Below are 15,556 nucleotides of genomic sequence, written 5' to 3'. Positions count from 1 at the left end.
ATTGATAAGGTTAATAAATATGATGATGATATTATCAATTTTGGTACTGAAAAAAATGCGGTTGATGATCTTGTGATTGAAAGGGCAGAGAAAACACTCGGTTTACAATTTACATCGTCTTACAAAGTTTTTTTAAAAAAATATGTAAGAGGAGAAATTGGTGGTGAAGAAATTTATAGCCTTTATGGAGATTGTGGGGAAGGTATTCCTGCTGGTGATATTGTTTTCCAAAACTTATATCATAGGAAACATGGTTTTGCAACATCAGAACAGCTTGTCATTAGCAGAACAGATTTTGGTGAGACATTTTACTTTGATTATACTCAGTTTCAGGATGGTGAGTGCCCGCTCTATCTTAGATTTCCACCTAGCGATCCCCAGTATTACGCAAGTAATTTTTATGAATTTCTCTGTAAAAGAATTATGGAACATGCTGGGGGGTAATGACGATGCAAACCAAAGACGTAACAGAAATTTTAAAAAAAGTTGGTTGGGAGCCTCATCGCGATGAAATGGGTGATATGTTTGCTTATTATCACCTCCCCGATCGCATAGTGCGTATTCACTACGGAGTCATAGATTATGGACGGGATAGCGGAAGATTGTGGGTTTCTGTCAGTCTCACTACTGCTGCTTATTATCTTGGCTGTGAATATGCTAACGGTAAAGAATCTCAACCTCAATATGAGGATATGCTGATTTCTTCAGAAGAGAATTTTGGAGTTACAGCGCTGGAATTTTTTGAAAGCCATGTCAAGGTAGCTTTAAACAAAGTGTTAGCTTGGGCGAAAGCACAAGATATTGAGCAAAAATTACATGAAAAAGCTGCTAATCATTCTCTCGTTGCAAAGGCTCTACTCGGCGATATCGAAGCTTTAAGAAATTACAAACCTACACCTCAATTATATACACTAGAGTTTTCTGATTATGAAAAGATAACACAGGTTGAGCGCGTTATCTTTTTTGCTGAGGCTTATAAAAATAACGAATTGGATGACATTTTAGCACGCAAAAAACCAAAACAGCGTTTGATAAGCCTTACAGCAGCAACGCGCATTCTTAAAACCCAAGGGTGGTTTGCCACAGAGCTTGGGAAAATGTGGTTGGTTTTGCCGGATCGTTTTATTCAATTTAATTTTGGTTTTATCCGTCTTCATGATGATTACAATGTTCATCTTAAAGCAGAGATCTCCAACGAAGATATTTCTGTAGCTTGCCATTATATTCACGATAGTAGAAAATGTAGGCAGATATCAGCTACAAATATTTATAATTCTTTTAATACTATTGGAGGAGGGGGGATTAGTGAGTTTGATAAAGGGATTGATATTCGTGTAGAGACATTAAATGAGCAGAAGCTTATCAAAATTTCTCAGCGGGTGATACAATGGGCACGTGCTCAAGATCTAGAAGCAGCGATAGAAAGTAAAACGCTTATCCAAAAATATAGCTATTATCCAGCTGTGATTTGGCATTTGGCTTGTTTAGCATTGACAGGTCAAATTGATGTCCTAAAATCCTATCAAGATTCTATCGCAGAGGATAAGATTCCTGAGCATTTGCAAAATCTTGATGAAGAACTGGAGGGGTATGTTAATCACGCCGTTCAATTTGCTGAAGAGCATCTGAAAATCCTTAATGAGCGAAAAGCCATAAATGATCGTCTTAGTTTGCAAGATTTGTCTTTTCTTAATACAGTTTCGGAAGATTTAAAAAGGATGGGGTGGGCAGTTTATCGAGATAAAAACTACGAGCGCAATGCTTATTTTATAAGCAAAGACCGTATCATTAATGTAGTGTACAGCCTTGATAAAAAAGGAAAAACGCCGATTGTTGCATTCAAGACTTCGCTTTCAACACTTGGCTTTTCTACTGCTCATCGTGATATGTTTCCTAGATTGCCCCAATATATAGCTCTCAAAGAGGCAGAAGAAGTTTATACGTTTTCTGGTGCTGAATTGGACGAGGGCAAACTGAGAGAGATCTGTGCGGATATTCTTGAGTGGGCAGATCGGCAAAATACCAGCCAAATCATCTATGATTATGCTACTTTGTCAACGGATAGTGAATCTTTCCCCGCAGAATGTCACCTTATAGCACTTATTTTGACTGGTAATGTCAAAAAGCTCAAATTTTATAAAGAGAGTTTTCAAAGAAAAAATCGTCTAGGCTTTGTAGGCACTATCACAAAATATGATATTGACAATGCTCTTACTCTTGCACGGGGTTATCGAGCGGGTTTTCCAAAAAATGCTCCGATTTTGTCCCTTGATCTCCAAACAACATCTATTGCTTCCAAAACTGTTGCTGTTGAGGCGATAGAGGAGGTAGATGAACCGGATGATAAAGATGCTCCTTTGACTATGGAAAGTGCCACAGCTCTTTTAAAAAGTTTAGGCTGGTCGACTAAAAAAATCGATGGGGATGATTATATAGCAAGCTATCAATTGGCTGATCGTGAAGTAGATATTCTTTATAACGATAAAATTGCTAAAGATTGCCCGCAATTTGATAGCGCCTTTTTGATTAGCACGGGCATTCTTTCCATCGCTTGTAAATTCATTGATCCTACCAACATGCAAGATTTCTCAGATTTAGAACTTAATTTTGAAGCAAAGGGATTGGAAATCTTTGAACCAGAAGTCACTGCGGATCGCTTAAAGCAAGCGCTTGATGATGCGCTAGAATGGGCAGTCAAAGAGATTGATCTTTCTGAAAGACTTCGCTGTGATTATGGCGCTGCTCCTTGGCAACAGGATGCAAAGTCCAAAACAGATAATAAGGATTATGCTTTGCCTCATATTGGCGTTCTTGCTTTGTTGGGCGATGTTGAGACCTTACAATCTTATCAGAAAAGCTTTACGGCAGGTGATCATCTAGGTTTTGACGAGAGCATCAGCCAAACCCACCTAGAACGTGCATTAGCTTTAGCCAAAAAAGCAGCGAAAACCAAGCAACTGAGCTACGCTTTGATTGAACAGGTGGCAAAAGATTTTGGTAATCACTCAGAGCTTTCTAGCGAGGAATAACCTCCTTCTTGGAAGGAGAGTTTGTTAAGTTTATTTAAAACAAAGAATACATTGATTATTTTGAAAAAATCGAAGGGGCTTATGAATCATGAAATTGATAAAGAAAAAAATTATGGGAGCAACTCAGCCTGTGGACTTTAAAGGTAAAAAAGTTTATCAGGAAGATGAGCTGTTTGAGCCTGAAACAGTTTCTTCTTGGAAAGAAAAAGGACAGATAGTAACAGGTACAAATGTGGAAAGAATGGTATCAGGAAGAGCTCCTATTGGAGTCGATTGTAGGCCTATTATGTTATATCCTATGACACAAGAAGGTCCTATGGCTGAGGTTCTCTACTCATTTTATCAAGACAAGAGTTTTGTTGCTCCTATGAAGCCAAAGACAAATTTTATCAGAAAAGTTATTTGTTGGATTTCAAAAAAAATTTCTAAGTAGGAAAAAAAGAAAAAGTAATTATTGCAAATATTGAAATAATGCCACTAAAAGGTGCTCTCTAAGCTTTAATGATCATCCCCTTTAATTCCATCATATATTGTAAATGCGAGATGATTTTACAGAGACAGATGAGAAAAGAGCTCCTTCAAGGAAATATCCTTTATATTCTATCGATGTAATCCCAATTCCATTGGCTATAGTAGAAAAAGATTGATCATTAGAAACACTCATTATGAGTAAAAACACGCTGTGACTTATGGAGAAAAATTTATGAAAAGTTATACTTTATCAGATGTTGCACAATATGTTGATATGCATAGTCATGTTATTAATTTTGGTACTCAAGACAATGCACCTGATGATATACGGATTAAAACAGCTGAGAACACTCTCGATTTACAATTTACCTCTTCCTATAAGAATTTTTTAAAAAATTATGGAGGAGGAGAAATTGGAGGTGAAGAAATATTCAGTATTTATGAAATCTGCGCAGGTATTCCTGCTGGTGATATTGTTTACCGAAATTTGCTTGATAGAAGAGATGGCTTTACGAACCCCAAACAACTTGTTATCTGCACAACTGATTTTGGTGAAACCTTTTACTTTGATTATACTCAGTTTCAGGATGGTGAATGCCCACTCTATCTTAAGTTTCCACGTGATGATCCCCAGTATTACGCAAGTAATTTTTATGAATTTCTCTGCAAAAGAATTAAAGAGTATGCAGGGGAAGATTCATGAAAACCTATACCTTAGTTGATGTTATACAACTAGTTGATAAATAGGATAATTGCGATTTATAGACCGTTATGAAAACATCTCAATGGAAATTGGTAATTATAGAGATTAGCAAAATACCTTTTAATAGACCGTGTCAGTATTGTCAGTTCTTTTTAGAGCCTATATTATTTTTTTTAAATGAGAGAAAATTAAAAACATTATATTTCAATAGGTTAGTATTTTAATGATACAACCTTTATTAAATAGTAACCCATAAATTCAACTCATAATATATATTTGTCAGTTATGTGTCAGTAAATTGAACTGACAAAAGTGATTATTTTAGTGAGTAATTAAAACACGTCTTAAAAAAGCATGTGGTCTCTTAAAGCCTTTCAAAAGAAAGGGGCTATAATCATAAGCAATGCTATCAAGATCATTATGGTTATGAGTTTTGAAGGGGTTTTGGAGGTTTTGGGGGTTCCTTTTATCCATTATTATTTTATTTTTTTAGTCAAAAATAAAAATTTATTATATTTCAATAAGTTAATTTTTATCAAGTTTTCAAAAAACAACCTATATCAACAATACAACCTCTAAATTCAATCAATAATATACGTTTTGTAGGGGTTTTGGGGGTTTTAAAAACAGACAAAACCTATAAGTAATCTAAGAAAATGAAGATACAAAACTCTCTTTAAAGAGTTTTTTTGAAAGCTATAAAGCTATCATTTGAGATTGCGATATAATCTTTTAAAGGCAATGTAAAAGAAGCGTATTCACTTTAAGATGGGATTTCTTAGAAGTCTTAAAGAAATCCAAATGACAGTGTTTAAAAGTGCAAATGATTTCTTTTTAGAATAACGCATGATAAATTATTCTTTTTAAGAGTGTATGTAATCAACTTACAAAAGAGATATAGCTATATTCTATACCCCTTATGAGGTTATAAAGTCTTATAAGTTTATCCAGTTTCTCTAATTTCTAATTTTGGTAGGTTCTTAACGATTTTCATTGTTTCTAAACTTACGGTAATAACCCGTTGAAACAATTCTAATGGATAAGCAGGGTTGCCAATGGTTTCAATAGCATAGCGATTGGCATCATTCACAATACCACTCTTTTTATCGGTCTTAACGCATTGACGTCCCATAACCCATTCAAGAGCGGGCTTGCCATTTACGATATACTCATAAGTTTCAAGAGGGATGTCTGTCATGATGATATTGTTGTTATAAATAACAGTTGATTTATCCTTTTCCTTACTATTCTTAATTTTTGCGAATTTCATTTCAGTTACATAATAGAATTTTTCAGGATTTTGGATATCAGTCAGTTTTGGATTGCCTTTTTTAAATGTGACTGGATAAGGTTCCACATCTTCATAATTTACGTGCAAATGACCCAGTTTACGCCCCGCATTAACAAACTTCCAAAAATCTTCAGCACGCTTTACGCAAGGGATGCGAGGCAACTCTTTAGAGAGGTTATCAGCATAACGGGCACGATAATCTTCCGAATGAAGTATACCATAAACGTAATAGAATAAATCATCTTTAGTGATTATTTCATTTGGATAAACCGCTTTAAAATGTGCTAGCCCTTCATCCGTAATGGCATCACGCCTCTGTAAACCAGCACTTTTGTTTTCTTTTGTAGAATGTACAAATAAATGGGATTGTTTTTCATCATGATCAGTTACAGAAGATTCAATGTTTTCATAAAGATACCGTGGAAAGCATTGACCTTTCTCTATCGCATCTAGATTAGGCAAAGCTTTATTCATCAACACAGAAAAACCACTCCTTGTTCCTGTACCTGTAATCTGTATTACCTTATTTTCAACTGCTTTTCCTATAGGGAATATCCGCGGCATTTGATAAACTCTCTCATTGAAGGTACGATTATAGTAAAGCCACTGTAGTGTAAAAGGGCGATATAAACTTTGCGTGAGGCATGCATCTTCGAATTTAAGAATTTTTCCTCTTACCAATTCTTGTTTAACATTATGGCTCCAGCTAATCTTGCTCTCATCTGCATTGATGAAATTGTTTACAGCATTTGCACGTATTTTATGATCAGTATGTGGATAGGCATCATTAAAACGTTCTACTTCGCTATTACAGAAAGTAATCATATTATGCATATTATTTTCTAAAATCTTATAGCTTGAGTTATATGCCCAAGCATCACGACTAGTCACAATACCAAGAGAAAAATTTTCAAAGAGCTTTTTATCAAGTTCCTTTTTATCCCCTAAAGCTAAAAATGCTTTGAAACTGTCATCACGTTGATTAATCCAATCACCATGCTTGTCTGGTGTAATTATTTTCCAACCGTCTTCATGTGTAATACCATCAATGCTACCAAAATACTCAAGAGCTGTAAGTTTATCTTTTGTCGTAAGATTGTTACCAATGTCATGATAATAAATTTTACAATTTCCAGAAACATTGGAATTCTTGATAAACAGTGTCACGGCAATACCGGTCATGCTACCATTACCAAAAATATTTTCACCTTCTTGAGCACGCCCATTACTTAACATATTTTTACGAATATCCCCCCGTAAATTAAGTACATAAATACTTGTAAATTCTTTGGCTAAAGATTTCCGTAAGCTGTCCATGGTTGATTTTTCTATAAAACCAGAACCAGAAACAAACCCGATTACTCCAGCATTATCAATACGGTCACTAGCCCAGCGAATAGCACGAATATAACTATCATACAGATTTCGTATAAGATTTGCATTTGACTGAGCGGCATAGGTCTCACGGATACGGTTATCTAATAGTGGATAAGGGGTATTCTTAGCATTATCATTTTCACTTTTTTGCCCTACTGAATAAGGGGGATTGCCAAAAATAACTCCGATATTCAGTTTTTTCTGAAGTTCCAAATATGCGCTGTTTTCCTCTAGTAAACCTTTCATCAGATCTTGCTTTTCAACCATCTGAAACGTATCGGTCAAACCAATATGCTTAAAAGGAATGTAATCTCCTTTCATAAGACTATGATAAGTTGATTCAATGTTAATGGCTGCTATGTAATAGGCGAGCAAGACAATCTCATTGGCATGGATATCATGACGGAATTTATATTCCATGTCCTCTGGTTTGATGAGCTTTGATTGTAAAAGCCGTGTGATAAAGGTACCCGTTCCAGTAAAAGGGTCAAGAATAGAGACACCACGTGATCCTAAACTTTTTCCGAATTCATTTTGTAAAACCTCATCAACAGAATGAATGATAAAATCGACAACCTCAACGGGGGTATAAACAATCCCAAGCCTATCGGTTGTTTTCTTAAAAGCCTTTGCAAAAAAATCTTCATAAAGCTTGATAATGAGATTCTGTCTTGCTTGTGGTTCGGTAATCCCAGAGGCACGGAACTTTACGCTGTCATAAAACTCTTGTAATTCTTTGGATTCTTCCTCAATATTTGTTTTATCGAGTTCTGTTAAGATTTTTTCCATTGCTTGCGAGATAGCATTGTTTTGCACAAATTCATTGCCCTCAAACAAAGCTTCAAACACAGGACGCGTCACAAGATGTTGCGCTAACATCTCAATCGCGTCTTCTTGTTTTATATCGCTGTTTAAGTTGTTTTTTAATTCCTTATAAAACGCATCAAAGGCATGATAAGCTTCGCTCTTTTCATCAGAAAGCATGGTTTGAAGGCGTGTGATATGGTTTTGTGCAATTTCAGCAACATTGCCAGCCCAAATGCCCCAATAATCACTCATGGTAGATTTTTTAACAATCAGTGTTTTGAGAGCATTGGGAAACTCAACAAAAAAGGGTAATCTTCCTGTCACCTCGTAGCTCTGATGGGGTTCATGTGCTTGTGTCCCAATTTGAAGTCCGGATCTTTCCGATTTTTCGTGTAGCGGGATTTCGTCAATAACCGTGGTAACATTCTCTAATTCGGTCTTTTTAGAAACTGTAACAATGTCGATGATAGAGCTTACGTCTTGTCCTAAGACCATCTGGTTAAGAGTTTTACTAAAATTCTCATCATGGGCAAGCAAAGCATTGAGAACTTGCCAGACAACACTGTATCTCTTATTGTTTTTTAATGCTTGTTCCGCAGAAACACCAGCAGGAACACCAACTGGCAAAATGATATAGCCCATCTTTTTGCCCTTTGCACGGCGCATCACACGTCCCACCGCTTGTATCACATCCACTTGGCTTTTACGGGGGTGTAAAAACATAACCGCATCAAGGGAAGGAACATCAACACCTTCTGAAAGGCAGCGTACATTGGTTAATATACGGCAGATATTCTCACCCGCATCTTCTTTCAACCAATCAAGTTTTATCGTACGGTCTTTGGCACCAGATTTTCCATTAATATGATCTGCTTGACAGTTAAGAGGGGGAATATTTTTATGATTTTTATGAAGATTAAGTAAATCTTTCTTAACTTCTTCGTCGTTGAATGTTCTACATATGCGTTCAGAAGTATCAATATCTCTACAAAAAGCCAAAGCCCGATGCATGGGTCTTGTATCATCCCCAAGATCAATTTTCAGATCCATTTTGGTAAGGGCTTGATAACAACCCATGATCTTTGTTCTATCATCAAGAATAAGTTCATAATTCTCATCTGTCATCAGATGCTGGATAGATTTACTCACTTCTCCTTCATCAACACCTAAAACGATAATCTTGTAAGGCGTTAAAAGCCCATTCTTTACAGCATTGGAGAAACTATAAGAATAAAGGATTTTGCCATAAAGCTCTTCATCATCCATAGAAGCCAGAACAGCATCAATCTCATTAGCTTGTTTTTTGGCATTGTCACTAAAAATACGAGGCGTTGCTGTCATATATAGACGTTTTTTACCTCGAATAAGGCTATTGTCATGAACCTTGATAAACTCAGATTCACTCTTATCAGTTCCTAACACAGCTCCAGTGGTACGGTGTGCTTCATCACAAATGATCAGATCAAATTCGGGTAAACCATGCTCTTTTTGCGCATCCGAAATCACTTGTATTGAATGGTAAGTAGCAAAGACCACTGTCATTGCATCAGGAGAAGTCTTATTGGCTTTTTCTCCAAGCTTTTGAGCATCTGTTGTTGCTGGTAGAGCGAGATCCGAAACATCGAGTTCAGCAGCATCATCTTGGGCTTTACGACGCTTGCCCACTTGTGTATCAGAGCACACAGCAAAAGAACGCAAGGGTATTTCTGTATCTGTTGTCCATTCTCTTATCGTTTGTGACATGAGAGAAAGAGAGGGCACTAGAAATAAAACACGCTTACCTTGACCCGCAAGGGTTTCTGCTATCTTCAAACTAGTAAAGGTTTTTCCCGTTCCACATGCCATAATAAGCTTGCCACGGTCTGCTTCTTGTAAACCTTCACAAACAGCTTTAAGCGCTTCTTGTTGATGATCTAAAAGCTTTTTCGGTTCTTTTTTCTTGAGAGTAGCTTCTCCTTTGCTTTCAAAGGTTGCCCAATCGATTTGACTGTTTTCTAGGTCAAAAAGATTAATCCGTTGAATGCGGACTCCTTGCCCTTCACAGGTGAGATCGGCATTGTTACTCCAATTACCTTCTGTGCTATCAATAAGAATACGGCGGGTGAATGGAGCTTTCCCAGAGGCAGCGATAAAGCTATCAATATCTTCTTTCTTGATTTGATGATTTGCACTATAAAATTTACATTGAATAGCGGCATATCCTTCTTCATCACGGATTTTAGCAACCAGATCAATGCCGATATCAGTACCATCCCAACCATGTTCCCGTGCCCAATCTCTATAAGTCTGAACCTTCTCATATTCCTGCTTTTGAAGGGGGTCTTGCGTCAAATAAGCAATCACAAACTTTTCAAAAGAAGTTCCTCTATCGCGCGCACCTTCTGTATGATCACGGTAGGATTGTAACAGAGAGCGTAATGTCAGTGATTTGGTATGAGATTGAAGCATTTATAATAAAACCCCACCGCTTTATAAGCGTTGATCTATAGGTGTCAAAAAACTTTAAATAAAATCTGCTAGATCTATTTAAAATAAATAGCAATAGTAAAATAAGAAAAAGCTACTAAAGACCCACAAACTGCTTAAAAATAAATTTTATAAAAATTGCTTATCAACAGCCTATAACACAGGGTCAGATCAGCAAAATAGTAGAATTTACAGATCATTTCACGTGTTAATCAAGACGAATGCACTATGTGCATTAAAATATCAGAATGATTATTTTGAACTATTTTATTATGCACTTTATAGAAAGGTTTTGAAGGTACACCTCTCCTCAAAACCTATACTATGGGTTATATTTAAAGCTTGTAAGGCTAATAGAGATTGTTGTTAAAGCGTGTAAAATCTTAACATATTGAAATATAACGTTTTTATTTTTTACTGTTTTTTCTTTAAAATGGGAACCTTCAAAATTCAACTCCTATGGGGATAATAGTATTTCATATTTTTAAGAGTAAAGAGAGGTTTTGAGAGGGTGAAAGGGGTTTTAAAGTCTTTGCTTGATAGGGGAGGAGAAGCGTTTAGTGGTATAGATATGGGGAAAAGATTTTTTATACTTGAGTGAGAACAAGATATTGTGCTATTGGCAGTTGTCTTTAAATATAAGGCATGTATTCTTGTGATAAAAGTTTAGACGAGAATGGCTTATTAGTTTTGAATGGTCATTGCATTTTTATCTGGCTTTTTATTTGCTTTTAAAGCAATACTTACAGAATGCTGCAAAGTGGGGGGCAATCTGTATTGTTTTCTGTATTTTCACGCCGAAGTTCTCTTTTGAGAATATTTCTAGCTATATTTGGTATGTTTACTAGCATAACTGTTTATGCGCGGTCCTCAGCTATTTTTCATTCTCCAACAGATAATTTTGCACGTGAGCACACTGAGCAGCAAAGATTAAAAAGGATTGAGCATTTACGAGCTTTAACACCCAAAGGAATGGATACTTCTCTTGAAAGAGATAGAGGGGCGCATCTTGGTGGTGGACGTTGCTTCAACATTGATCATATTATTGTTGATGGGGTCCATCATATAAAGAAGTACACTATAGCAAAAGTTACGGATTCTTATGTTGGAAGATGTGTAGGTCTTTCTGATATACAGACATTGATCAAACAGTTAACCAAAGTTTATCTGGATCAAGGCTATGTGACGGCGCGTTTTTATATTCCAGACCAAGATATCAAAAGTGGTAAAGAGCTGAGGTTAGTTGTTGTTGAGGGAAAGCTTTCAGATATTTACTATAATGGTTCACCGGCGTCTCGTTATAATCAGATTGTGTGGAATGCTTTTCCAGGGCTTAAAGGTCATGTTCTTAATATGCGCGATATTGAACAGGGACTTGACCAGATAAACAGGTTGGCTTCGGCGCATGCCCAAAGTGAACTCCTCCCAGGGGGTGAAGATGGCAGTACCATTGTTAATATTAGCAATCATCCTGATAAGGCTTTTAGGGTTACGCTTACACATGACAATATGGGGCAAGCCTCCACGGGTTATGCGCGTTATAGTGGGGGTTTAAAACTAGAGAATATTTTAGGGCTGAATGATTTATGGGATTTTGGCTATCAACGCAGTGAGCAAGATTATTGGGGTGGAAGCAAACAAGAGGGACATAGCAATAATATTTCTGCGAGTGTGAGTATTCCTTACGGTTATTGGACATTTGCGTTAAATGGCACTGTTTATGATTATCAGAGCGTTATTAAGGGTAACTTTACAGATATAGAAACGACAGGCAGTTCCAGTGAATTGCATGCTAGCACCAGCAGAGTTGTGCACCGTGATAGTGTTTCACTCACCACGCTGAATTTTGGTCTTTCCTATAAAAAGACCAACAATTACCTTCTTGGTAATAAGATAGAGGTTGGCAGTCGTCGATATAGCGTTGCCAATTTTGGGATTTCGCATTCCCGCCAGATGCTAGATGGAACATGGACATTTGATGTCGGCTATTTGCAAGGGCTTCCCTTGTTTAATTCTGTCAAGAAGTATGATCCAGGGGCAGGGGATGCGGAGCCGCAATTTGCTAAATTTACCGGTACGATCAGTGCCATGACGCCTTTTAAATTAGGGGGCTTGGACTTTATACTGAGCAATCTTTTGAGTGGGCAATATTCTCCACATAATTTATTGGGTGCTGAGCAGATTTCGTTGGGCGGCGCTTCTAATGTGCGTGGAACGCGCGAGAGTTTGCTTTTTGGCAATAACGGTTTTTTTATTCGTAATGATTTGTCTTTGCGTGCAATACCGTGGAGCAACAACGCTTCTCTGAAAAAAGTTTTTGGTGAACTACGTCCCTTTTTGGGTTTGGACTATGGGCGTGTTTTTTCTCAACCCTTGTATGGAATTACGCATGAACAGCTTGCCGGTTGGACAGCAGGGTTCAAGCTTGCGGGGGGTATAGTCTCCCTTGATGCAAGCTATTCCAGTGTTTTGTGGAGCACAGTTAAACACAAGAAGCCAGGAACATTTTTTATGACATTAACAATGGATCTTTAAGCATATTATTGGGGAGTACAAGCATGAGATATGAGAAGAGAGCAAAAAGAGCAAGATGGTTTGAAGTTTTAGTCTCCAGTACGATGCTCAAAAAGGTTTTGCTAGGTGGGATTGGTTTACCTTTTCTTCTACAACCAGCAACGCTACAGGCGCAAATTGCTGTTGACCCTAACGCAGGTTCTGCTCATCGTCCGGATATTGTGGCAGCACCCAATGGAGTTCCCTCGATTGATATTGTTACACCAAATGGTAAAGGCTTATCGCACAATAAATATTACGATTTCAATATTGGAAATCCAGGCGTCATTTTAAACAATCATGCGCAAGAAGTAGGGCAATCGCAGTTGGGGGGCATTATGCCGGGTAATCCGCATTTGCGCTCTTCTGGTTCAGCAAAAGTGATTTTAAATGAAGTGACCAGTGGCAACCGTAGTGCTCTTCATGGTCCAGCGGAGGTTTTTGGTCGCCAAGCCGATGTGATTATAGCCAATCCCAACGGCATTGGCTGTGATGGTTGTGGCTTTATCAATACGCCACATGCGACCTTAACCACGGGTGTACCAGAAATTGATGGGCGTGGTTTTCTGAAAGGTTTTGAGGTGAGAGGTGGGGATATCACCTTTGGACCCCAAGGTGCGAATTTTTTCTCAGGCCAAGGTTCTGTTGATATTGTCGATATTGTTTCCCGCACAGTGCATTTTGAAGGAGCTGTTGCGGGCAGGGAGATTGGAGTGACAGCAGGCACGGGTCACTTTGATTACGCTTCGCGTCAAATGAAGGAACTGACCGATATTACTGGCAAACCGGAATATGCGATAGATGGTTCTGCGTTAGGTGCTCTACAAGCAGATAGAATAAAACTTGTAGCGACAGAAAAAGGCGTTGGGGTTCGCATGCGCCATGATATGGCGGCAAATACGGGGCAGTTGCGCCTTTCTGCTGACGGGAAAATCTCGTTGAAGAATGTTTTTGGTCATGATGGTGTTGTTCTTCAATCCAAAAGCGATACCCTTTATGCAAAGCACATCACATCGAAAAAACATGTTGAGATTGCAGCAAAAAAAGATGTTACGTTAGAGACGGTTGGCGCGGATGGTCATTTGAGCGTAGATGCACAGGATGGACTTTTATCGATTTCCGGAAAAGCCACCTCGGGGGGCAAAATGGAGCTTTCTTCGCGCCATGCTCTCCACGTTTCAGGGCTTGGCGCTGGCGCTGATGTGACACTTAAAACAGATGGAGCTCTTACGATTGATGAGACTGTTTTAGCTGGGGGCAATTTAAGGGCGCATGCCGGTGGTGATATACAAGCCCATTTTTTAGCTGGTGGGGTTGATATGGCAGCAACACAAGCTGCGGGTAGCCTTGTTTTGGGCAGCCAAGGAGATGTCGATCTCCAAAGTGCGGGCGGGATCATTAATGCCACAAATATTTATGGAGCAGGAAATGTCACACTTGTTGCATATCATGGGCTTTCTGTTTCTCAAACGATCCTATCGCATCACAATGTTGCCGTTCATGTTGAACCTCATGCTGGCATTCATTTTGGGCAAGTTTTAGCCTATGGCAGAGCAGACATTTATGGTGGGGCGGTAGAATTTTCTGCCATGATGACGGGTGATGATGCCGTTTTAAAGGTGGGGAGCCTTGATGCAGGCACCCTCATGACAGGTTTAGATTTTGTTCACTCTCAGGTGAGCCCTTCGAACCCTACAGGTGATTTTGTTTTTCATGACAAAGGTTCCCTTTCTCTCACGGCACAAAGGGGTGTAAAGGTTGGACATATTATCAGTGGTGGCAATATTGATATTCTTGCTGGCAACGACATTTATTATGATCAGGTCATTGGCTATGGCACAGCCACATTGACCTCGGTATCAGGAGGGATCAGTGTTGAGAATGTGCTGTCTGCTAAGGGGGATGTGAGATTGACAGCCAACACTCTCGATTTGAGCAATGATCGTTCTCATATTTACACACCGCAAACGCTGTATTTAACTGCGGATCATATTTATGTCTCGGGCAGCACGCTGATTTATGGTGGTTTAGATTTTCAAAGCACCAATGTTCTTGATATTCACCATGCACGGCTACAAGCCATTACCGATGAAGGCGGGACTGGAGATATTCTCTTTGTTGCTCCAGGCGTTATGGTGGATGAGGTCACATCGGTTTTAGCGGCACGAGATTTTGTCATCAAAACAGGGAAGCTTGAAAATAGCGGACAATTGGCAGCAGGTCATGATTTAGTCTTTAGCGTGAGGGGTGATGCGAGGAACAGCAAAACAGGTTTAATTTATGTGAAGGGCAATGGTGCTTTACAAGTTGATGGAGCTTTGTTGAATGATTTTGGCGCCATTTTAGCAGAGGGTGATTTATCTTTCACCAATGTGGCTGGTACAGGGAAAAGCCTTTCCCTTGTCAACAAAGCAGGCTTTATTCAAGCAGGCGGAAACTTAAATATCCAAACCAACAGTCTGAAAAACGAAGCCGATAGCACACCTGTCATCACGGAAAAAACTGAAGAAGAAGTCATCGCATTCGAACAACCAGACAAATATAATTTTCTCGATGGTAGGCCTTTATATCATGATATGGGCTGGGATCGTTGGGGAAAAGGAAAGCTTTCTAAGAGAAAGCATGGGGTGGAAGGTCCAAAACACTTTATATTTGAGCAACAACTTTGGAATAACAAAGAAGGAACCTATGGCACGGCAACTTTGAAAGATGGAACAGTCTATAAGTCATTCACTTGGAAACATAATGCTCGAAAAGGAGACATAGAAGAGTTTGTGTGGAATGGTGATAGGTGGGGAGGATGGTTTGGGAATAGTAACTGGTCACACATGATCGAAGAGACCGTCACGCAGGCGTTTT

Annotated in this window: 7 protein-coding genes; 6 read left to right on the top strand and 1 reads right to left on the bottom strand. The window is 38.5% G+C overall.

Annotation, left to right across the window (positions count from 1 at the left end):
- The 4 genes from MCO_RS04985 to MCO_RS04970 form a co-directional block, all read left to right on the top strand.
- Positions 1-444 (top strand): SMI1/KNR4 family protein (locus MCO_RS04985; RefSeq protein WP_155799349.1); only part of this gene is annotated, 444 nt, incomplete at its 5' end.
- A gap of 5 nt (positions 445-449) precedes the next feature.
- Positions 450-3,029, top strand: coding sequence for a hypothetical protein (locus tag MCO_RS04980; RefSeq protein ID WP_007553010.1), 2,580 nt, complete (start codon positions 450-452; stop codon positions 3,027-3,029).
- 88 nt (positions 3,030-3,117) lie between these two features.
- A complete protein-coding gene (locus MCO_RS04975) occupies positions 3,118-3,462 on the top strand; it encodes an HNH/ENDO VII family nuclease (RefSeq protein WP_007553009.1) in 345 nt (114 codons plus the stop codon).
- A gap of 270 nt (positions 3,463-3,732) precedes the next feature.
- Positions 3,733-4,203: an SMI1/KNR4 family protein gene (locus MCO_RS04970; RefSeq protein WP_007553008.1), complete on the top strand. Its 471-nt coding sequence runs from the start codon at positions 3,733-3,735 to the stop codon at positions 4,201-4,203.
- Positions 4,204-5,146: 943 nt separating this feature from the next.
- Here the strand turns inward: MCO_RS04970 and MCO_RS04960 are convergent.
- The gene (locus MCO_RS04960; RefSeq protein WP_007553007.1) at positions 5,147-10,126 is read right to left on the bottom strand and encodes a type ISP restriction/modification enzyme; all 4,980 of its coding nucleotides are present in this window, start codon (positions 10,124-10,126) and stop codon (positions 5,147-5,149) included.
- 768 nt (positions 10,127-10,894) lie between these two features.
- Here MCO_RS04960 and MCO_RS04955 point away from each other — a divergent pair.
- Both MCO_RS04955 and MCO_RS04950 read left to right on the top strand, forming a co-directional pair.
- The gene (locus tag MCO_RS04955; protein ID WP_007553006.1) at positions 10,895-12,679 is read left to right on the top strand and encodes a ShlB/FhaC/HecB family hemolysin secretion/activation protein; all 1,785 of its coding nucleotides are present in this window, start codon (positions 10,895-10,897) and stop codon (positions 12,677-12,679) included.
- A gap of 23 nt (positions 12,680-12,702) precedes the next feature.
- The coding region (locus MCO_RS04950; RefSeq protein ID WP_007553004.1) for a filamentous hemagglutinin N-terminal domain-containing protein at positions 12,703-15,556 on the top strand (2,854 nt) is incomplete at its 3' end.

It is taken from the genome of Bartonella sp. DB5-6, from assembly GCF_000278115.1.
Classification (GTDB): domain Bacteria; phylum Pseudomonadota; class Alphaproteobacteria; order Rhizobiales; family Rhizobiaceae; genus Bartonella; species Bartonella refiksaydamii.
The sequence above is the reverse complement of the archived record's forward strand: the minus strand, read 5'-3'. Positions and strand labels throughout refer to the sequence as shown.

Coding starts and splice junctions, on each gene's coding strand:
- MCO_RS04970 (WP_007553008.1), top strand. CDS start 3,733: ATGAAAAGTTATACTTTATCAGATGTTGCACAATATGTTGATATGCAT.
- MCO_RS04975 (WP_007553009.1), top strand. CDS start 3,118: ATGAAATTGATAAAGAAAAAAATTATGGGAGCAACTCAGCCTGTGGAC.
- MCO_RS04960 (WP_007553007.1), bottom strand. CDS start 10,126: ATGCTTCAATCTCATACCAAATCACTGACATTACGCTCTCTGTTACAA.
- MCO_RS04980 (WP_007553010.1), top strand. CDS start 450: ATGCAAACCAAAGACGTAACAGAAATTTTAAAAAAAGTTGGTTGGGAG.
- MCO_RS04955 (WP_007553006.1), top strand. CDS start 10,895: ATGCTGCAAAGTGGGGGGCAATCTGTATTGTTTTCTGTATTTTCACGC.